The 17,873-nt window shown below is 69.4% G+C and carries 15 protein-coding genes; 3 read left to right on the top strand and 12 right to left on the bottom strand.

All coding sequences use genetic code 11. The annotated features are described in order from the left end of the window. Positions 1-10 precede the first annotated feature (10 nt). From ABFT43_RS01295 to ABFT43_RS01285, 3 genes are all read left to right on the top strand, one after another. On the top strand, positions 11-1,183 hold the full coding sequence (locus ABFT43_RS01295) for a CDP-alcohol phosphatidyltransferase family protein (protein WP_347958601.1): 1,173 nt from the start codon (positions 11-13) through the stop codon (positions 1,181-1,183). Then, complete coding sequence (locus tag ABFT43_RS01290; RefSeq protein ID WP_347958600.1) at positions 1,183-3,468, top strand: AAA family ATPase; 2,286 nt, start codon at positions 1,183-1,185, stop codon at positions 3,466-3,468. Before ABFT43_RS01295 ends, ABFT43_RS01290 begins: the two co-directional genes overlap by 1 nt. A gap of 116 nt (positions 3,469-3,584) precedes the next feature. Next, positions 3,585-4,238 (top strand): TetR family transcriptional regulator, encoded by a 654-nt coding sequence (locus ABFT43_RS01285; protein WP_347958599.1) that lies wholly within the window; start codon positions 3,585-3,587, stop codon positions 4,236-4,238. A 162-nt stretch (positions 4,239-4,400) separates the two neighbouring features. Here the strand turns inward: ABFT43_RS01285 and ABFT43_RS01280 are convergent, their stop codons facing one another. The 12 genes from ABFT43_RS01280 to ABFT43_RS01225 form a co-directional block, all read right to left on the bottom strand. After that, on the bottom strand, positions 4,401-5,375 hold the full coding sequence (locus tag ABFT43_RS01280; protein WP_347958598.1) for a PDR/VanB family oxidoreductase: 975 nt from the start codon (positions 5,373-5,375) through the stop codon (positions 4,401-4,403). Positions 5,376-5,414: 39 nt separating this feature from the next. Then, positions 5,415-6,401: a GNAT family N-acetyltransferase gene (locus tag ABFT43_RS01275; protein ID WP_347958597.1), complete on the bottom strand. Its 987-nt coding sequence runs from the start codon at positions 6,399-6,401 to the stop codon at positions 5,415-5,417. Then, entirely contained in the window at positions 6,398-8,788 is a 2,391-nt protein-coding gene (locus tag ABFT43_RS01270; protein ID WP_347958596.1) for a CaiB/BaiF CoA transferase family protein, read from the bottom strand. The genes ABFT43_RS01275 and ABFT43_RS01270 overlap by 4 nt, the downstream gene beginning before the upstream one ends. A 53-nt stretch (positions 8,789-8,841) precedes the next feature. Further along, positions 8,842-10,281, bottom strand: a complete 1,440-nt coding sequence (locus ABFT43_RS01265) for an aldehyde dehydrogenase (protein WP_347958595.1) — start codon at positions 10,279-10,281, stop codon at positions 8,842-8,844. A gap of 30 nt (positions 10,282-10,311) precedes the next feature. After that, a complete protein-coding gene (locus tag ABFT43_RS01260; RefSeq protein ID WP_347958594.1) occupies positions 10,312-11,496 on the bottom strand; it encodes a thiolase C-terminal domain-containing protein in 1,185 nt (394 codons plus the stop codon). Beyond that, positions 11,496-11,957 carry a Zn-ribbon domain-containing OB-fold protein gene (locus tag ABFT43_RS01255; protein WP_347958593.1) on the bottom strand — a complete coding sequence of 154 codons (462 nt, stop codon included), beginning with the start codon at positions 11,955-11,957 and terminating at the stop codon, positions 11,496-11,498. The genes ABFT43_RS01260 and ABFT43_RS01255 overlap by 1 nt, the downstream gene beginning before the upstream one ends. Next, entirely contained in the window at positions 11,954-12,268 is a 315-nt protein-coding gene (locus ABFT43_RS01250) for a hypothetical protein (protein ID WP_347958592.1), read from the bottom strand. The genes ABFT43_RS01255 and ABFT43_RS01250 overlap by 4 nt, the downstream gene beginning before the upstream one ends. A gap of 72 nt (positions 12,269-12,340) precedes the next feature. Further along, positions 12,341-13,822: an acetyl-CoA acetyltransferase gene (locus ABFT43_RS01245; RefSeq protein WP_347958591.1), complete on the bottom strand. Its 1,482-nt coding sequence runs from the start codon at positions 13,820-13,822 to the stop codon at positions 12,341-12,343. 163 nt (positions 13,823-13,985) lie between these two features. Continuing rightward, positions 13,986-15,065 (bottom strand): ABC transporter ATP-binding protein, encoded by a 1,080-nt coding sequence (locus ABFT43_RS01240; protein ID WP_347958590.1) that lies wholly within the window; start codon positions 15,063-15,065, stop codon positions 13,986-13,988. 27 nt (positions 15,066-15,092) lie between these two features. Next, positions 15,093-15,839 (bottom strand): hypothetical protein, encoded by a 747-nt coding sequence (locus tag ABFT43_RS01235; protein ID WP_347958589.1) that lies wholly within the window; start codon positions 15,837-15,839, stop codon positions 15,093-15,095. A 76-nt stretch (positions 15,840-15,915) separates the two neighbouring features. After that, the gene (locus ABFT43_RS01230) at positions 15,916-16,872 is read right to left on the bottom strand and encodes an MlaD family protein (protein ID WP_347958588.1); all 957 of its coding nucleotides are present in this window, start codon (positions 16,870-16,872) and stop codon (positions 15,916-15,918) included. Continuing rightward, a complete protein-coding gene (locus ABFT43_RS01225; RefSeq protein ID WP_347958587.1) occupies positions 16,869-17,873 on the bottom strand; it encodes an MlaD family protein in 1,005 nt (334 codons plus the stop codon). The genes ABFT43_RS01230 and ABFT43_RS01225 overlap by 4 nt, the downstream gene beginning before the upstream one ends.

Here is a 17,873-nt window from a genome sequence, read left to right as displayed (position 1 = left end):
GGCCCGCGACGTGACTCCCACAGCAGCCAACTCTCCCGACGGTCCGCGCAGGTCGGGCACCGGTGGCCCGCGCACCTCGAACCCGCACAAGAGGTCACGCAAGACCACGCGGGTCCCCACCGCGCGGTCGGCGCGACGCCAGGTCCAGCAGACCCACACCACGCCGGCCCGGCGGGAGCCGGAACGCAAGCGCCTGCGACGCCAGGCCCAGGCGGGCCGCATCGTCATCCCATCGTCGCTGACGATCCTGGCGATCTGTGCTGGTCTCACCGCGATGCGCGCGGCGACCACCGGCGACATCGATGCCGCGATGGGTCTGCTCGTTGCGGCCGCGCTACTCGACGGCATCGACGGGCGGGTGGCCCGCCTGATGGGCGCGACCAGCAAGATCGGCGCGGAGATCGACTCGCTCGCCGACGCGATCAACTTCGGCGTGGTGCCGGCGATGATCGTCTACTTCCATCTGCTCGACGGCCAGGACCTCGGGTGGGCCCTCGCGCTGGTCTACTGCTGTGCGATCGTCCTGCGCCTCGCCCGGTTCAACACCCTGCTCGACGACGACGAGGCGCCCGGCTACACCCGGGACTTCTTCGTCGGTGTCCCGGCCCCCGCGGCCGCGATCGGCGCGCTGCTGCCGATCGGACTGGCCCAGCAGTTCGGCGAGGGCTGGTGGACATCGTTGCCCGCGGTCGGCGGCTGGCTGGTCCTCGTCGCGTTCCTCGCGGTCAGCCGGGTCCCGACCGCATCGCTGAAGGCCGCGTCGATCCCGCCGCGCGCGATCGCCGGCCTGCTGATCGGCGTCGCCGTGGCCGCGGCGCTGCTGCTCACCTACCCGTACGTCCTGATGATGATCGCGATCATCGGCTACGCGATCCACATCCCATTCGCCTGGCGCTCCCGCCGCTGGGTGGCATCGCGGCCCGAGTACTGGGACGACAAGCCCGCCGAGCGTCGCGCGCAGCGTCGCGCGATGTCGCGGACCGCGCCGGGCCGGCGTCGGCTCCCCGTCCTGAAGTCCGAGCGCCGCCTCGGTCTCAACCGGCCCACCGGCAGGTCGGATGCCGATTCCGCGCAGACCGCCGACGCCGGGACCACACCAGAGACCACCACCTCCGCCGCGGACACCCCCGATGTGAAGAGCGGCGGGGCCGACCCCGACACAGCGACCGAAAGCGAGGCCTGATGAGCAGCCCGGTGTCGTTGACCCTGACCGCTCGCCTCAACAACTCGGCGGCAGAAGCGCGCCGTGGGATCGTCCGGGTGCATCCAGAGGTGCTCACCGCCCTGTCGCTGCGGGAGTGGGACGCGGTCTCGATCACCGGAGCACGGGTGACCGCCGCGGTCGTCGCGGCGACCGACCCGTCCGCGCCGACCGGTGTCGCACTGCTCGACGAGATCCTCTTCTCCAACGCCGGTGTGAAGGAGAACGCCTCGGTCGTCCTCGCCCCGGTCGCGGTGCACGGCGCGACCCGCGTCGTCGTGAGCGGCTCGGTGCTCGCCAGTCAGTCCATCACCGAGTCGACCCTGCGTCGCGCGCTGCTCGGCAAGGTGCTCTCGGTCGGCGACGCGGTGTCGCTGCTGCCGCGGGACCTCGGACCCGAGCTCGCCGCGACCGATGCCACCCGGGCCCTGGCGCGGTCGGTGGGCATCACCTGGACCACCGAACTGCTGACGGTCACCGCCACCGACCCGGTCTCCCCGGTGAGCGTCCAGACCAACACCGCGGTGCTGTGGTCGACGTCCGCGGGTGTCGTGCCCCCGCTCGGCGACCGCGTGAGCGCGCACGCGCCGACGCCCCCGGGCGCGGTCGGCCTCGTCCCCGACGCGTCGCCGACGCTGACCGGCTCGTCGAACCCGGCGGCCGCCCCCGGTGCCGTGTCCGCGGTGGTTCCGTCCGAGGAGGACGTCCCGGTCCGGCCGGTGTCCGAGCTGGTGGGCGTCGACTCGCAGATCACCAAACTCACCGAGTGGCTGTCGATCACCCTCGACGAACCCGACGTACTGCGCGCCCTCGGCGCGGCGCCGCGCCTGGGCGTCCTGGTGACCGGGCCGGCCGGCGGCGGGAAGGCGACACTCGTCCGCTCGGTGTGTGCCAAACGAAATCTGATCACCGTGGACGGCCCGACGACCGGGGCCACCGAGGCGTCGACCCGGTTGCGCACCGTCGCCGACGCGGTGGGCCGGGCACGCGCGACCGGTGGGGTCCTGCTCGTCACCGACATCGACGCCCTGCTGCCCGCCGAACCCGAGCCGGTGGCGACGCTCATCCTCGACGAACTGCGGTCGGGGATCTCCGACGGCCGCATCGCCCTCATCGCCACCACCGCCGAACCCGCGCGCCTCGACTCCCGGCTGCGCGACCCCTCGCTGTGCGACCGCGAGCTCGTCCTCGGCCTGCCCGACGCCGCGACCCGCGCCCGGTTGCTGTCGGCGATCCTCTCGTCGGTGCCCACCGAAGGCGACCTCGACCTGGACTCGGTGGCCGCCCGTACCCCCGGCTTCGTCGCCGGCGACCTCGCCGCCCTCGCCCGCGAGGCCGCGCTGCGCGCGGCGACCCGAGCCAGTACCGCCAAGGCGGAGCCGGTGCTGCGCACCGAGGACCTCGTGGGTGCCCTCGAGGTCATCCGACCGGTGTCGCGCTCCGATTCGCCGGAGATAGCGCTGGGTTCCATCACCCTCGCCGACGTCGGCGACATGGTCGAGACCAAGCAGGCGCTGACCGAGGCGGTGCTGTGGCCGCTGCAGCATCCCGACACCTTCGCCCGGCTCGGCGTCGACCCACCCCGCGGCGTGCTGCTCTTCGGCCCGCCCGGCTGCGGCAAGACGTTCGTCGTCCGCGCGCTCGCCGCGTCCGGACAGCTCTCGGTGCACACGGTCAAGGGCGCCGAGCTGATGGACAAATGGGTGGGTTCGTCGGAGAAGGCGGTGCGCGACCTGTTCGCCCGCGCGCGGGAGTCCGCACCGTCGCTGATCTTCCTCGACGAGGTCGACGCCCTCGCCCCGCGCCGCGGGCAGTCCACCGACTCCGGTGTCGCCGACCGGGTGGTCGCCGCGCTGCTCACCGAGCTCGACGGCGTCGAACCGCTGCAGGACGTCGTGGTCCTCGGGGCCACCAACCGACCCGACCTCATCGACCCCGCACTGCTGCGTCCCGGCCGGTTGGAGCGCCTCGTCTTCGTGCCACCGCCGGACGCGGCCGCGCGCGCCGACATCCTGCGTGCCAGCGGGCGTGACGTGCCGCTCGACGGGGTCGACCTCGACGAACTCGCCGCCGATCTGGAGGGGTACTCCGCGGCGGACTGTTCGGCGCTCCTGCGCGAGGCCGCGCTCTCGGCGATGCGACGCGACATCAACGCCGCTGCCGTGACCGCCGACGACGTCGCCGAGGCCCGCGGCCGGGTGCGTCCGTCGCTGGATCCGGACCAGGTGGCGGACCTCCGCGCCTACGCGGAGCGCCGCATCGAATGACAGTGACTCTCCTTGCAGCCCGTGGACGGGCGATGCCGACGGAAACTAGTGTGGTTAGGTCAGGTGGTGCGCGTCTGCGCACCTCCCGGGGGATGACACAGGCAACGAGGTGAACAATGGCACGGCCACCCAAACCGCTGATCAGTCGTGACGCCGCAGTGATGGCGTCGATCGAGATCATCGACTCCGAAGGACTCGATGCGTTCAGCCTGCCGCGCCTGGCCAAGCACCTCGGCGTCCGCGCGCCGTCGCTGTACCACCACTTCGACGACAAGAACGAGATCCTCACCGAGGTCGCCCGCCACATCGCCGGTGCCGCGGTCCGCCGGCCGCGGATGAAGCCGGGACCGGACTGGCCCGAGTACTTCGTGAATCTGGCCCTGAACTTCCGCCAGTCGATCCTGCGCCATCGCAACGCCGCGCCGATCCTGTTGCAACACTTGCCACGAGACCTGTTCACCCGAACCTATGAGGACACCGCCCGGTTCCTGCTGGACTCCGGCGTCCCCATCGACCTGCACGTCCGCATCCTCGACGGCATGGAGACCCTCGCCATCGGCGCGGTGCTCATGGAGGCCACCCGTCCGCCACGCCCGAAATCGGCGATCTTCCCGAACGTCTCGGCCGATTCGCAGCCGCTGCTCGCCGAGGCGCTGGCGAAGAACGAACTGACCCAGAAGCAACTCTTCGAGACGATGGTGCGCAGCTTCCTGCACGGCATCATCCGCGACAACGATATGGTGATGCCGGAAGGGGCTGTGGCGGGCTGAATTCCCGGTGAACACCACCGATGCCCCAGATTCGACGAGGCTCGGGCCCGACGAGCCACGAAGGGCCTGTGACCCACAGTCCCACCACGCCTTCGTGGCTCGTCACCATCGCTTCTCGCACCTCGGGCAGCGGTGGGAGGTTCTCTCCGGAAGCAGAACGGTTTACAGGTCCAGCACCAGCCGCGATGAACAGCTGCGCGACACGCACACGAACATGCAGTCGTTCGCGGCCTGCTCGTCGGCGGTGAGGACTGAATCCCGATGGTCGACTTCGCCGTCGAGGACTGCCACCTCGCAGGTGCCGCATGTGCCCTCGCGACAGGAGAATTCGATGTCGACGCCCTCGCGGAGCAACACGTCGAGCACCGTCTCGTCCGGCCCCACCGTCAGGGTCTGGCCGCTCTGCTCGAGGACGACCTCGAATCCCTCGGCGGGAGCGCCGTCTTCGACGGCCTTCGGCGAGAAACGCTCCAGGTGCACTTTGATGTCGCTGCGCGAGGAGCACTTCTCCTCGATCGCAGCCAGCAACGGCTCGGGACCGCAGCAGTAGACCGCGGTGCCAGGTGCGGCGCCGGCGATCGCGGCATCGAGGTCGAGCAGGCCGTAGCGATCTTGCGGGTGCAGCGTGACCCGGTCCGGATACCGTTGGGACAGTTCGTCGGCGAACGCCATGCCCGCCGCGGTGCGCCCGCCGTACAGCAGGGTCCAGTCCGCGCCGCAAGCGTCGACCTCGGCGATCATCGCCTTGATCGGGGTGATCCCGATACCGCCCGCGACGAACAGGTAGGACGGGGCCTCGACGAGCGGGAAGTTGTTGCGCGGCCCCTTGACCACGAGCAGGTCACCGACGGCCAGGTCGTCATGAACGGCGCGCGAGCCGCCGCGGCTCCCCGGTTCACGGAGGACGGCCACCTGCAACCGAGACCGGTCGGTGACGTCACCGCACAGCGAGTACTGGCGGATCAGGTCCTCACCCAGAACGAGATCGAGATGGGCGCCCGGCGTCCACTCCGGCAGGTCGGCCCCGTCGGGATCGGCGAGGACGAGCGAGACGACCCCCTCCGCCACGACGTTTTTCGCGACGACACGCAGTTTGTGGTTGTCGAGGGTTCCGGCGGTGGTCCGGGTGGAGTTCATGGGCCTTCTCACATCATGTGGTTCGCGTCGGTGCTCGCGTCAGCGGAACGCCGGCAAGGGGATCGCGGTCTCGCCGACCTGGTAGCAGGAGTGCACGTCTTCCTGCTCGTAACCGAGCAGACGGCACATCCGGACCGCGCCAGCGTCGTCGGGATCGATGCGCAGAGTGGACAATTGGACGTTCGAGTCACGCTGGTGGGTCAGCGCGGCGGTCAGCAGCGCGGTACCGACGCCGGCGCCCCGGGCGGCCGCGGTCAGCACCAGCGCGTTCACCGGCGCAGTGCGCAACTCCAGGTACTGGCGGTGATCGGTCGAGTACCACACAAAACCGAGGACGTCGCCGTCGGCTCCGGTGGCGTCGACGACCAGGCCGCTGCCGTGCCGGAGGTCGGATGCGATCCGATCATGGTGTCGCGCAGCGAGATCGGCGGAGCCGAGGACCTTGTCGAGCACGGGGTCGTCGGCGAGGAGTTCACGGGGTGTGCCGAGGGAGACCCCCGACGGGACCTCCGGGGTGTCGAGTGGCAACGCGAACGGTCCGGTGAGGTGACGGATGAGTGTCCACTGCCTGCTCACCGCGGGGACCCCGAACCGCCGTGTCAAACGCCCCGAAGCCGGATGGGTCGAATACGCCCAGCACCGCAATGCCTTCGCACCGGTGTCGTCCCAGCCTCCCTCGGCGCCCGTGTCGAGACCGATCTCCTCCACCAGCATCGTGGTGATGCCGCGCGACCGGTAGTCCGGATGGACCACGTAGGAGACGGTCCCGAGTCCGTTGGCATCCACCTCGAGGTGCAGGTACGCCACCGTCACGAGCGGGATGTCCTCGAGCGGGCTCAGGTCCCGCCGCGCCTTGATGGGCAGATGCCGGATGCGCCGCGTGTCGTCGTCGGCCTCGCGGGCCATCGCTGGGTCGATGTGCGAGAACCCCGCCTCGTTGTCGTATTCGGCTGCGCGGGTGACGAGTTCGACGACCTCGTCGAGCTCCTCGCCCTCGAGTCGATTTCGCCATTCGTAGGTGATCATGATGCACTCTCCTCGAGCGGCTGGAGGACGCCGTCGGCGACGAGCTGCCTGTACTCGGCCTCGGTGAGGTCCAGCACGTTGACGGCGATCTCATGGGTGTCGGCGCCGGGCAGCGGCGCCGGGTTCAGCGGGGCGTCGGGGATCGCGGTGAACCGCGCGAGACGCACCGAGGTGGGCAGCGGCCCCGGGAGCAGCGGGTGGACCAGTTCCGTGTAGGCGTCACGGGCACGCAGGTGCGGGTCCTTGAGCAGATCAGGCAGGCGGAGCATCGCGCCGGCCGGCACCCCGGCCTCCTGCAGCGCGGTCATCGCCTCGGTCGGGGTGCGCTCGGCCATCCACTCGCCGAGCACCTTCTCGACCTCTTCGCGGTGTTCGATGCGGTCCGCGGTGGTCGCGAAACGCGGGTCCGCAGCGAGGTCGTCGCGGCCGATGACACGGGCGAGGTTGGCCCACTCGCGGTCGTCGCGGACCGTCACGGCGCACCATTCGTCGTCCCCGGCGCATGCAAACACGCCTGAGGGAGCGGCGAAGGGGTCGGTGTTGCCGGTCGCGACCACCGAGCCGGGGTTCAGCGACTCGCGGACCAACTGTCCGCCGAGAGCGACCAGCGCGGTGTCGGCCTGCGCAACCTCGATCGACGCCCCCGTGCCGTTCGAGTACCGGGCGATCAGGGCGGCCAGGACCGCGACCGCGGCGACCTGTCCACCGATGTGGTCCGGGTAGACGGTGGAGCCGTCGCTGAGACCGGTGTCGGTGGCATCGTAGCGCCACAGCGCCGACACACCCGTCGCGGCGCGCACCAGCGGGCCGTAGCCGAGCCGGGTGTTCCACGGCCCGACACTGCCGAACGCGCTGCCGTCGGAGACGATGATGCCCGGGTTGATCTTGCTGAGCTCGTCGTAGCCGATGCCCATCGACTCCAGGGTTCCCGGCTTGAAGTTGGCGAGCACCACGTCGGCCTCGGCGGCCAGCCGCCGGAACAACTTGCGTCCCTCGTCGGTGCGCAGGTTGATGCCGAGCGACCGGCGATTGCGATGGCCCCACGCGACCGAGGGGGCCAGCGAGTTCGGTCGCTTCGACTGCCGCAGGCCGTCCGGGAAGTCCCGGTTCTCGACCTTGATCACGTCGGCGCCGTGGTCGGCGAACTGGCGGCCTAGTTCCGCGCCGAACACGACGACACCGAGGTCGAGCACCCGCAGCCCGGTGAACGGGTGGGTGCCGGGCGCACCGTCGCCGCCGGCCGGTACCCGACGCGCGTCCGACCAGTCTGCCGGGCCGTCGAGTTCGGTGACCAGACGGTGGCGGAACCCCGCCCGCTCGCCGTCGACCTTGACGTAGCCCGACGGGATGCGCGCGGTCACGCCCGGGGCGAGCTCGGCGTCGACGAGCGTCCCGGAGAGGGCGAAGTGGTCATTGGTGAGGACCTCGGAGGGGCGCAGGACGCCGCCGATCGGGATGCCACGCGCGGCGCCTTCGGCGACCAGTTCGTCGCGGGTGCGGTCGGCGAACAGCTCCTCGATCAGCGGGTGCAGGCGATCGGCGGCGGCGAAGCGGCCCGGGATGGTGTCGTACACGGGGTCGGCGAACTCCTCGGGCTCCCCCAGCCAGGCGAACATCGCGCGCCACTGCCGTTTGGCCAGCAGGCAGATCCGCACCTGACCGTCCGCGCAGCGCAGCACCGGGTAGAAGTTGGCGGCATCGGGGCGGCCCCGCGGGAAGTCGTCGCGACGGCCGGCCGCCGCCGAGCCCTGGACGCCGAAGCCGGGGTCGAAGCCGTGGACGACCGCCTCTAAGGCCGAGATGTCCACGAGCTGACCGTTTCCGGTGCGCAGGCGGTCGTAGTAGGCGAGCAACGCCGACCACGCGGCGTGCACACCGATCGCCTGTTCGACGAGACCGGCCGGCGGCAGCAGCGGCTCGCGACCCGGTTCACCCGACCGCGACAGCACACCGCTCATCGCATAGATGACCGATTCGGTCGCCGCCCAGTCCCTGTAGGGTCCGGTCAGGCCGAAGTCGCTGATCGAGACCGCGACGAGTCCGGGCCGGGCGCCGACGAGCTCGGCCGGGGTCACACCTTGCCCCGGCTGCCGCCGGCGGAGGGTGTGCTCGACGAGAATGTCCGCGCCGGAAACGAGTTCGATGAACGTCGCCCTTTCCGAGTCGGCGTCGAGGTCCAGGGTGACGAGCCGTTTGTTCGCGTTGTTCAACGCGTACGGGATGCTCACCCCGGCCTCGACCGGCGCGGCCTGCCGCGACGCCGAACCGCCCGGCCGTTCGACACGCACGACCTCGGCGCCGAGGTCGGCGAGGAAGCGTCCACACGACTCGCCGAGACCGTCGGTCACGTCGACGACCCGTACGTCGGTGAGGGGCAGAGTCTTCATGTCACTCCTGTCGAACGAAAGCTGTTGCCGCAGACCTTCTCTCTGTGACGCGATCAGCGGGTGGCGAAGTAGACGGACTTGAGGGCGAGGTACGGCGCGAGGCCCTCAGGGCCCAGCTCGCGGCCGAGGCCGGAGGCCTTGACGCCGCCGAACGGGGCGGTGAGGTCCAGCGCGTAGTGGTTCACGCCGACCGTGCCGGTGTGGATCCGCCGGGCGAGTGCGAGCCCGCGCTCCTCGTCGGTGGTCCACACGGTGCCACCGAGCCCGTACTTCGAGTCGTTGGCGATGGCCACCGCGTCGTCGGTGTCGGTGTACTCGGTGATGGTGAGCACCGGGCCGAAGATCTCCTCCTGGGAGATGGACGCGGAGTTGTCGACGCCGGCGAACACCGTCGGCTCGACGAACCAGCCCTGCGGCAGGTCGGCGGGAGTCCCTCCGCCCGTGGTGATCTGGTAACCGTCGGCGCGGCCGGCCTCGATGTGGCCGAGGACGCGGTCGCGCTGGGCAGCGGAGACCAGCGGCCCGATGGCAGTGGCCTTGTCAAGCGGATCGCCGACGCGCAGGGCGCGGACGGTCTCGGTGACCGCCTCGACGACCTCGGCATACCGCGACCGCGGCGCCAGGATGCGGGTGCTGGCGTGGCAGGTCTGGCCGTTATTGACCAGCGACACCTCGAGGAGGTGATCGGCGAAGACCCTCAGGTCGGCGTCCTCGGCGACGATGGCCGCCGACTTGCCGCCGAGCTCTAGGGTGACCGGGCGCAGGAGATGTCCGCAGACCTCGCCGATAGCGCGTCCGGCCGCGGTCGAACCGGTGAACGCTACCTTGTCGACGCCGGGGTGCGCGACGAGGTGGGCGCCGGCGTCACGGTCGGCGGGCACAACGTTGAGGACACCGGCCGGGATGCCCGCCTCCTGCGCGGCGTCGGCGAAGACGAACGCGTCCAACGCGGTTTCGGGCGCGGGCTTGAGGACGACCGTGCACCCGGCGGCCAGGGCCGGTGCGATCTTCATCGCGGCGAGCGGCTGCGGGTAGTTCCACGGGGTGATCGCCGCGACGACGCCGACGGGTTCACCGCGGACGACGGTGCGGCCGCCGAGCGCGCCGGGCCGCACCTCCTCGTCCTGCCCCGCACGGATCAGGCCGGCGTAGTACTTCAGCATCGCCGACGGGCCGTAGCCGTTGGTCGGCTTCGCCAGGGTGATCGGCATGCCGTTCTCGCGGCTGACCAGTTCGGCGGTCTCCTTGGCGCGCGCGGCCATGGCGGCGGCGAACCGGTCCAGCAGATCGGCGCGTTCGGCCCGGCTCATCGACGCCCACGGACCACCCAACGCATCGCGCGCGGCCGCGACCGCGACGTCGATGTCCGCGGGACCCGCCAGCGCGCTGCGGCCCAGCACCTTCTCTGTGGCAGCCTCGATGACGTCGACGGAGCCGCCGTCCACCGGCGGGATCCACTGCCCGCCGATGTAGAGGTCGTTGCGATCGAACATGGTGACCCTTCCGGTCTGGAGTACGTTGCGCTACAGCGTGTCTGCGTGGCCGAACAACGTGGAGCTGACCAGCGGCGCCATCGGACCGCCGATGAACAGCGAGGTCTTGGCGCCGGCGACCTGGTTGGTGGAGGTGCCGCGGATCTGTCGGACGGCCTCCACGGCGAGGTTCAGCCCGTTGATGAACGAGTCGGCCAGGTTGCCGCCGCTGGTGTTGACCGGCAGCTTGCCGTGCGGCGCGGTCAGGTTCTCGACGGTCATCACGGTGCCGGCCGCCTCGCCGGGCGGGCACAGCCGGTGGTCGATGAGCGCCGCGACCGCGGGACCCGAGAAGTTCTCGTAGACCTGCACGACGTCGACGTCGTCGGGACCGAGCCCGGCAGCCGACCAGAGACGTTCGGCGACACCGGGTTTGCCGTTGTTCGCCGGCCCGAAGCCGGCGGTCGAATACTGCACGTCGTTGTCGACTCGTTCACAGTAGCCGCCCGGGGCGCCCTGGGCGCCGGCGAGGACGTAGGCGGGATCGGGCCGCAGGTCGCGAGCCCGCTCGGCGGACACGAGGACCAGAGCGACGGCGCCGTCGCTCTCCCGCGAGCAGTCGTAGAGGTGGAACGGCTCGGCGATGAGCCGCGAGGACTCGTAGGTCTGTTCGTCGAGCGGCCGGCCGTGCCCCTGCGCGCTCGGGTTCTGCTGGGCGTGGTGGTACGCGGCGAGCACCAGCGAGCGCATGGCCGTGCGCGGGACGCCGTCGTGTTCGAGCATCCGCTGGGTCCGCATCGCGCAGATCTGCGCGGGCGAGCCGACGCCATGCGCCAGGAAGTGCGGACCGTAGTGGTACTTGGCGTAACCGAGACGACCGGTGTCGGCCTGCGACATGGCGCGGTAGACGACGACGGTGTCGGCCTGCCCGGTGGCGATCGCGGCGGCCGCGTTGTTGATCGCGGCGGCGACGCTACCACCGCCGCCGCCCCACATCATGTTGGACCAGCGCAGCTCGTCGATCATCAGCGCGGCGCCGAGAATCGGTCCGTCGTTGGAACCGCCTGCGTAGGAGACGAATCCGTCGATCTCACGCGGCGAGATGCCGGCGTCGGCACAGGCATCCAGGATCGCCCGGATGGTCATCTGCTGCTCGGTCATCGGTGATTGCCCGCGCTTGTAATGCATTTCGGCGACGCCGACGACGGCGGTCGCACCCCGGATCGGTGACGACATCAGCGCTCTCCCCTGGTCTCATCGGTTGCCGCGGCGTCGACCCTGCGCCAGCGCAGCAGAGGCCAGGGTTCGCCGTCGGCGTGCTCGAAGACACCGACGACCGGCTCGCCGATGCGGGGGTCCTTCTCGACGTCGTCGGCGAGCAGTCCGAGCACGCGGCGACCGCCGGCATTCGCGAGTTCGACGAGGACGCTGATGTAGGGCATCCGGCCGGACAGTTCCTCGATGTACGGATACCAGCTGCGGCTCCAGCTGTAGACGGTGCCGACCGGCTCGACGACCTGCCAGTCCAGGTCGAATCCGTGACATTCGCTGCACACCGACTGCGGGCTGAAGATCCAGGTGGCGCAGTCACGGCAGCGCTGCAGACGCAGCTCACCGGCGCGCAGGCCCTCCCAGTACGCAGTGTCGATGCCGTCGGGCGCCGGGCCCCACGGGACCTCGACGGTCTCCGCGGTCACGAGGCGTCCCCGGGCACGAAGTTCTCCAGTGCGGCGGCCAGCCAGGTGCCGTCGTGGTTCTCCCAGATCGAGCGCAGGCCGATCTCGCGGCCCTCGTAGACGTACACCGCCTCGCCGATCATGCGGTCGCCGTCGGTGCGGACGCCGACGATTCGGTGGCCGTCGATGGGCCCGCGGGGCACGTCGACGCCGTCGAAGACGGTCGGCAGGTTCGCCGGGACCATCTCCGCCAGTGCGGACTTCATGTCTCCTGCGGCGACGTGCCCGACGTGGCGCTCGTAGCGCTCACGGAAGGCGTCGATCTCGCTCATCATCACTCCTCACGGCCGGATCATCGGGTCCGGCGCCTGTGTCATAAACCTTACGTCTTTAGATAATCGGGGTCAATGGAGTCGAGCGGTCCCGGACTCCTCGACCCGCAGCTGTCGACCCGCCATCTCGGCCTCGGCCAGTTCGGCGAGGTCGCCGGCGTCGGTGACCACCGCGAGCGTGCGGGCACCGCCAGGCACCCTGGCGGCGACGAAGGACTTCTCCGGAGCCCCGTCGCGCCCATAGACCACGGTCCACGATTCGATCTCGGCGACGCCGTCGAAGGTCTCGGCGACCAGCGTGGTCGGCTCGGCGTCGACCTCCGCCTGAACGTCCTCGCGGCGGAATCCGTCGGCGGGCGGCTCCGTGCTGTAGACGCCAAAGGCATGCTTGGTCAGGTATCCGCTGTTGGCGGTGACCAGGCCGTAGGTGCCCGGCGACTCCCGTAGCCTCGACGCCACGGTGGCGATGGCATGCGTGCTGTAGTTGTTCCACGGCCCACCGGCGAAGGTGAGTCCGCCGGTACAGGTCAGCGGCCGCCGCGCGCCGCTCGGATCCAGTCCCAGCTCGATGGCCGCGACCTGGACCGCGGACGGGAAACACGAGTAGACGTCCAGGAAGGCCACGTCGTCGATCCCTATCCGCGCGAGCTCGAGGGCGCGTCGCGCGCCGATGCGGATTGCAGGCGAACGGTCCAGCGCTCCGCGGGCGGCGATGGCGTCGGTGTCGTGGGATTCGGTGCCGCTGTGCGGGAACACCCATTGCGACCGCGGCACCCCGAGGCGTTCGGCGGCCTCCGCGGAGCACAGGATCAGAGCCGCACCCTGGTCGACCATATTGTTGGAGTTCAGGAATTTCGGGTACGGGGTCGCGATCCAGCGGTTGTCATCCGACGGCTTGGCGACCTCGGCCGCGGTGTAGGCCCGCCGCGTCCACGCATGCGGGTTGGTCGCCGCCACCTCGCTGAACGCCGACCACAGGCCACCCATGTGCTCGGCATGTTCGGCGATGGTCCGGCCCGCCGAGATCCGCAGGGCCTGCTCGAACAGCGGATACACATACGACGGGCGGTCGAGGCCGATGCGGCGCTCGCTCTCGGCCTCCATCGGCACGTCCGGGACGACGATCTCGGCCTTCGGCACCGACTCGTCCTGTTTGGTCCAGTCCGGTCGTGCCTCCTTGGCGCGCAGCTTCATCCGCGTGCGCCACGATTCCGCTCCGGCGATCAGAACGACGTCGGCGCGTCCGACGGCGACGTCTTCGGCGGCCTGGTTGACCAGTACCTGCGGCGTGCTGCCGCCGTTTCCGGTGTAACCCGTACGACGCGGCGACGCGCCGATCCGCTCGGCCACCAGCGCACCGGGATCGCGATACCGCCAGGACAACAGGCCGACGACGTTCACCGTGTCGACGACCTCGAGCAACGTCGGCGCACCCGCCTGCTCGACGGCGTCACGCGCGGCTCGGACGATGAGGTCGACGGGTTCGACGCCGCCGTCGCGCTCGTTGACCTGTCCTCCGGCGACGAGGACAGGCGTACGGGGATCGATTCTCATGACGGATTCGCCTCCGGGGTCGGCCGCGGATACACAGCGGCTGGGGTGCGTGGACACGACGACCACGGCCGCCGGCCGCGATCACCACCGCACAAACCTAACATCTTTAGTTACTGGGCGCGCAGGGCCCCGCGCGGGCGCACATCGCCGCGCGGGGCTTCGCTCAGATCTTCGGCAGGACCTCGGTGGGCGTGTCCCGCCAACCGGCAGCGCCGGCAGCGACATTCGAGGCATGCGCGTCGCTCTCGGCGCGGATTCGGTCTTCCTCTTCCATGCTGCGCAGGATCGCCTCCTGCGCCTGCGGGGGAAGGGTGTGCAGCATCGCCATCACACGCTCACGGTGCCGCTTGACCGCCTTGCGCTCGGGCATACCCGGATTCGGCTGCACCTGCGGAATGATCTCGGTGAAGTCCTCCTTGGTACCACCACCGGAGATACCCGCGGCCTGCATCGCCTCTTCCTGCTTCTGGACCGCCTCGTCCTTCTCCTCGGACATACCGATCGGACCGAACCGGTCACCGGCCAGGAACTGCTTGACCACCGGCTGCTCCGAGGTCAGCAACTGCTCACGCGGACCGAACATCACCAGCTCCTTGCGGAACAGCATGCCGATGTTGTCCGGGATCGTCCGCGCGATGTTGATGTTGTGCGTCACGATCAGGATCGTCGCGTCGATCTGCGCATTGATGTCGATCAACAACTGCGAGATATACGCAGTACGAACGGGATCCAGACCCGAGTCCGGCTCGTCACACAGGATGATCTGCGGATCCAGCACCAACGCGCGCGCCAGGCCGGCACGCTTGCGCATACCACCGGAGATCTCACCGGGGAGCTTGTCCTCCGCACCGGTCAGACCGACCAGATCGATCTTCTCCATCACGATGTCGCGGATCTCGTGTTCCTTCTTCTTCGTGTGCTCACGAAGCGGGAACGCGATGTTGTCGTACAGGCTCATCGAGCCGAACAGCGCACCGTCCTGGAAGAGAACACCGAACAGCTTGCGGATCTCGTACAGTTCCTTGGCCGAGCACTTGGTGATGTCGGTGCCGTCAATGATCACCGACCCCTGCTCCGGATGCAGCAGACCGATCAGGGTCTTCAGGAACACCGACTTACCGGTACCCGACGGACCCAGCAGCGCCGACACCTCACCCTCCGGCAGGGTCAACGTGACATCGCGCCAGATGTTCTGCGAGCCGAAAGACTTGGTGAGCCCCTCGACACTGACCTCAACACCCATTGTCTGTCTCCAACTCTCGTCGTCTGGTCAGTTGCCCGGGGTCCCCGGGGCAGGTTCGACCGGCGCAGCGCCGGCGGCCGGCGCCTGTCCCGCCTCGGACGCACCGGACTCACCGGCGTCCAGGTTCGATCCGGTGCTGCTGATGGCGGTGATCAGCCAGTCCTGGCTCTTGTCCAGGGTGATCTTGTAGGTCGCGGTGGACTCGATGCCCGAGGGCGCCTGCACGTTCTTGGTGCGGACGTTGACGAAGGCCACGACCTCGTAGACGTCGCCGCCGACGGACTCGACCTTCGCGGCGATCGGCGTCGCGGTCGATGACCACTGCAGCGGACGCAGGAGCTGCTCCATCTGGGTCGACGCCTGACGCAGGCGTTCCGTCAGCTCCGGTGAGGTTCCCTTGGTGAGCCGACTGCGCCAGTCCTCGGGGTTCTCGAAGCTCATGTCGGCGGCACCCTCGGCGTAGTCCAGGGCGACCTGCTCGGCCTTGGCCGCGCTGGCCGCGGCCGCCTTCATGTCATCGATCTCGCCGGACTTCGACCAGAGCTGCCAGCCCATCAGCGCCAGTGCAGCGACCACGAGCACGGCGACGGAACCCGCGATGACCGCACGTAGCGACACCGACCGGCCGGCGCCGCCGGAGAAGAGCCGGGTCTTCGAATCCTGCTCGGCTTCGGCTTCTTTCGTCTCAGGAGTGACCTTCTCGGTCACACGGCTCGCGTCGGTGGCATCTTCGGTGTCGGCGTGTTCGGCCTCGGGGCGCGTTTCGGTCTTCATGGAAGTCTTTCTCAGATCGGGGTAGATGGGCTGACGGGTACGACGGGCTCAGCCCGTCTGACGAGTCTTCGACGCATCATCGGCCTCCCGCGGGGATCTCGACCTCGAGTGCACCGGAATCCGTTGCGTCCAGCAGATTGTCGAGCATCCGCCCCAGGTCGACGGTCCGCAGCGCAGCCGCACCGGACCGTGCCGAGGGCAGCAGGTTGTCGCCGATGATCTTCAGATCGGCTCCGCTGTCGTCGAGGAACTTCTGTAGGGCCGCGACCAGCGGCGACGCGCCGGTCGTGATGCCGGTGTACATCGGACCACTCCAATCGATCGCGTCCTTGGTCCCCGACTCCATCGCCGAGAAGCCCCGGCCGAAGCCTTCGAGGTTGGGCGTGGCCGCCCGCATCAGTGCGGGGATCGGGGCCGACCGCATCAGCAGCGGCTGCATGGTGGCCAGCAGAGTGGTCAACTGGTCAGCGCGCTGAGTGAGTTCGGCGGTCAGCAACCGACTCGCGCGGTTGAGGTCCTCGATGACCTCCATCCCGTCCGGCAGACCCAGGTCGAGTTCGGCGAAAATGCGCTGGACCCGGGCCGGGTCGGTCTGGCCGAGCACCTCGGTCACCCGTTCGGACAACTCCTTGAACGTCGCCGAGGTAGAGACACTCTCGCCGTCGATACGGGCGTTGTCCTTCAGATACGGACCGTCGGCCGTGGTCGGCAGAACCGCCACGTAGGCCTCTCCGAGCGCCGAGAGGTTGTCGACCCGGAAGGTGGATGCCACCGGGACCTTGTGCGAATCGTCGTAGTCCCAGGTGATCTCGGCACCGTCCGGCGACTGCCGGATGCCGGTGACATGGCCGATCTCGATACCACGCAGCAGCACCCGCGAACCGACCAGGATGCCGTTGGTGTCCGGGACTGTGATCGTTGCGTGCTTGGCCGATGGCGACTTGACGTGCAGGCCGACGTTGAGGATGTAGGTGATCGAAAGCGCAGCCAGCGCCAGCATGGCCACGACCGACACCCGGGTCTTGGTGATCATCGGATTGCTCCCAGCATGCTCAACAACAACTTGGTGTCCCCGAGCAGTTGCTTCTTGGACGTACTGGCCTGGACCGACACGAGATTCACCGTCGGGTTCTTCGCGAACGGGATGAGGGTGTCCTCCAGGAACCTCGCCATCGCGGCGCCGGTGGATGGGGCCTGGTCCCACATGCCACGCCCGGCCTCACCGGCGTCGGCCAGCGAGTTCAGCATCGGTACCAGGAACAGACCACCGGTGAACACCGAGCCCACCGAGGGTAGCAGCGTACTGATGTGTGCGACCAGCGATTTCGAGACCGTCTTCCAGTAGAGGAGGCCCTCGTCGGAGAACACGTGGTCGATCTGGATGCGGCTGTCGTCGAAGGACTTCGCCACCGAGTTCAGCGCGTTGATGGTCCGCTCGAGCTCACCCGTGTTGCGGGACAGATCCTCGAGGTCCCGGGACACCGTCGCCGCGATCTTCCGCACGTCGCGGATCGGCGGCATGGTGCGGTTCAGCGTCGCCATGGTGTCCTGGACCTTCTGGATGCTGCCGCCGTTGACGAAGTACGCCAGCACGGCGATGGTGTCCTCGAGCGGCGGCGGCGACGTCGTGCGGTCCTCGGGGATGACGTCTCCGTCGGACAACATCTGTCCGGAACCCCCGTTCGCCGGCGGTTCGATGGCCAGGTAGGTGTCGCCGAGCGGGGTGTTCTGGCGGATGATCGCCGAGGACTCGGCCGGCACCGCGCGGGCGTCGGTGAGCCCCACGACCACGTCCACGCCGTCAGGGGTGGTGACGGTCTTCTCGACCCTGCCGAGGAGGATGCCGTTCATCATCACGTCCGCGCCGTCCGGCAGATTCAGCACGCTCTCGAACTTCAGGGTGACCTGGTAATCCCGTGACACACCCGCCTTCACCGACGGCAGCCGGTTCGGGCTCAGCGCCGAGCAACCGGTGAGGACCACGAGGGCGGTGCACAAGGCCGCCAGCACCGCGAGGGTTCGTCTCGCACTCAT

The sequence above is a fragment of the Gordonia aurantiaca genome (genome assembly GCF_039939235.1).
Lineage (GTDB): Bacteria > Actinomycetota > Actinomycetes > Mycobacteriales > Mycobacteriaceae > Gordonia.
Note: the sequence above shows the minus strand (reverse complement) of the source record. Positions and strands in the feature narration are given on the sequence as shown.

Coding starts and splice junctions, on each gene's coding strand:
- ABFT43_RS01290 (WP_347958600.1), top strand. CDS start 1,183: ATGAGCAGCCCGGTGTCGTTGACCCTGACCGCTCGCCTCAACAACTCG.
- ABFT43_RS01285 (WP_347958599.1), top strand. CDS start 3,585: ATGGCACGGCCACCCAAACCGCTGATCAGTCGTGACGCCGCAGTGATG.
- ABFT43_RS01280 (WP_347958598.1), bottom strand. CDS start 5,375: ATGAACTCCACCCGGACCACCGCCGGAACCCTCGACAACCACAAACTG.
- ABFT43_RS01275 (WP_347958597.1), bottom strand. CDS start 6,401: ATGATCACCTACGAATGGCGAAATCGACTCGAGGGCGAGGAGCTCGAC.
- ABFT43_RS01270 (WP_347958596.1), bottom strand. CDS start 8,788: ATGAAGACTCTGCCCCTCACCGACGTACGGGTCGTCGACGTGACCGAC.
- ABFT43_RS01265 (WP_347958595.1), bottom strand. CDS start 10,281: ATGTTCGATCGCAACGACCTCTACATCGGCGGGCAGTGGATCCCGCCG.
- ABFT43_RS01260 (WP_347958594.1), bottom strand. CDS start 11,496: ATGTCGTCACCGATCCGGGGTGCGACCGCCGTCGTCGGCGTCGCCGAA.
- ABFT43_RS01250 (WP_347958592.1), bottom strand. CDS start 12,268: ATGAGCGAGATCGACGCCTTCCGTGAGCGCTACGAGCGCCACGTCGGG.
- ABFT43_RS01245 (WP_347958591.1), bottom strand. CDS start 13,822: ATGAGAATCGATCCCCGTACGCCTGTCCTCGTCGCCGGAGGACAGGTC.
- ABFT43_RS01240 (WP_347958590.1), bottom strand. CDS start 15,065: ATGGGTGTTGAGGTCAGTGTCGAGGGGCTCACCAAGTCTTTCGGCTCG.
- ABFT43_RS01235 (WP_347958589.1), bottom strand. CDS start 15,839: ATGAAGACCGAAACGCGCCCCGAGGCCGAACACGCCGACACCGAAGAT.
- ABFT43_RS01230 (WP_347958588.1), bottom strand. CDS start 16,872: ATGATCACCAAGACCCGGGTGTCGGTCGTGGCCATGCTGGCGCTGGCT.
- ABFT43_RS01225 (WP_347958587.1), bottom strand. CDS start 17,873: ATGAGTGCGAGACGAACCCTCGCGGTGCTGGCGGCCTTGTGCACCGCC.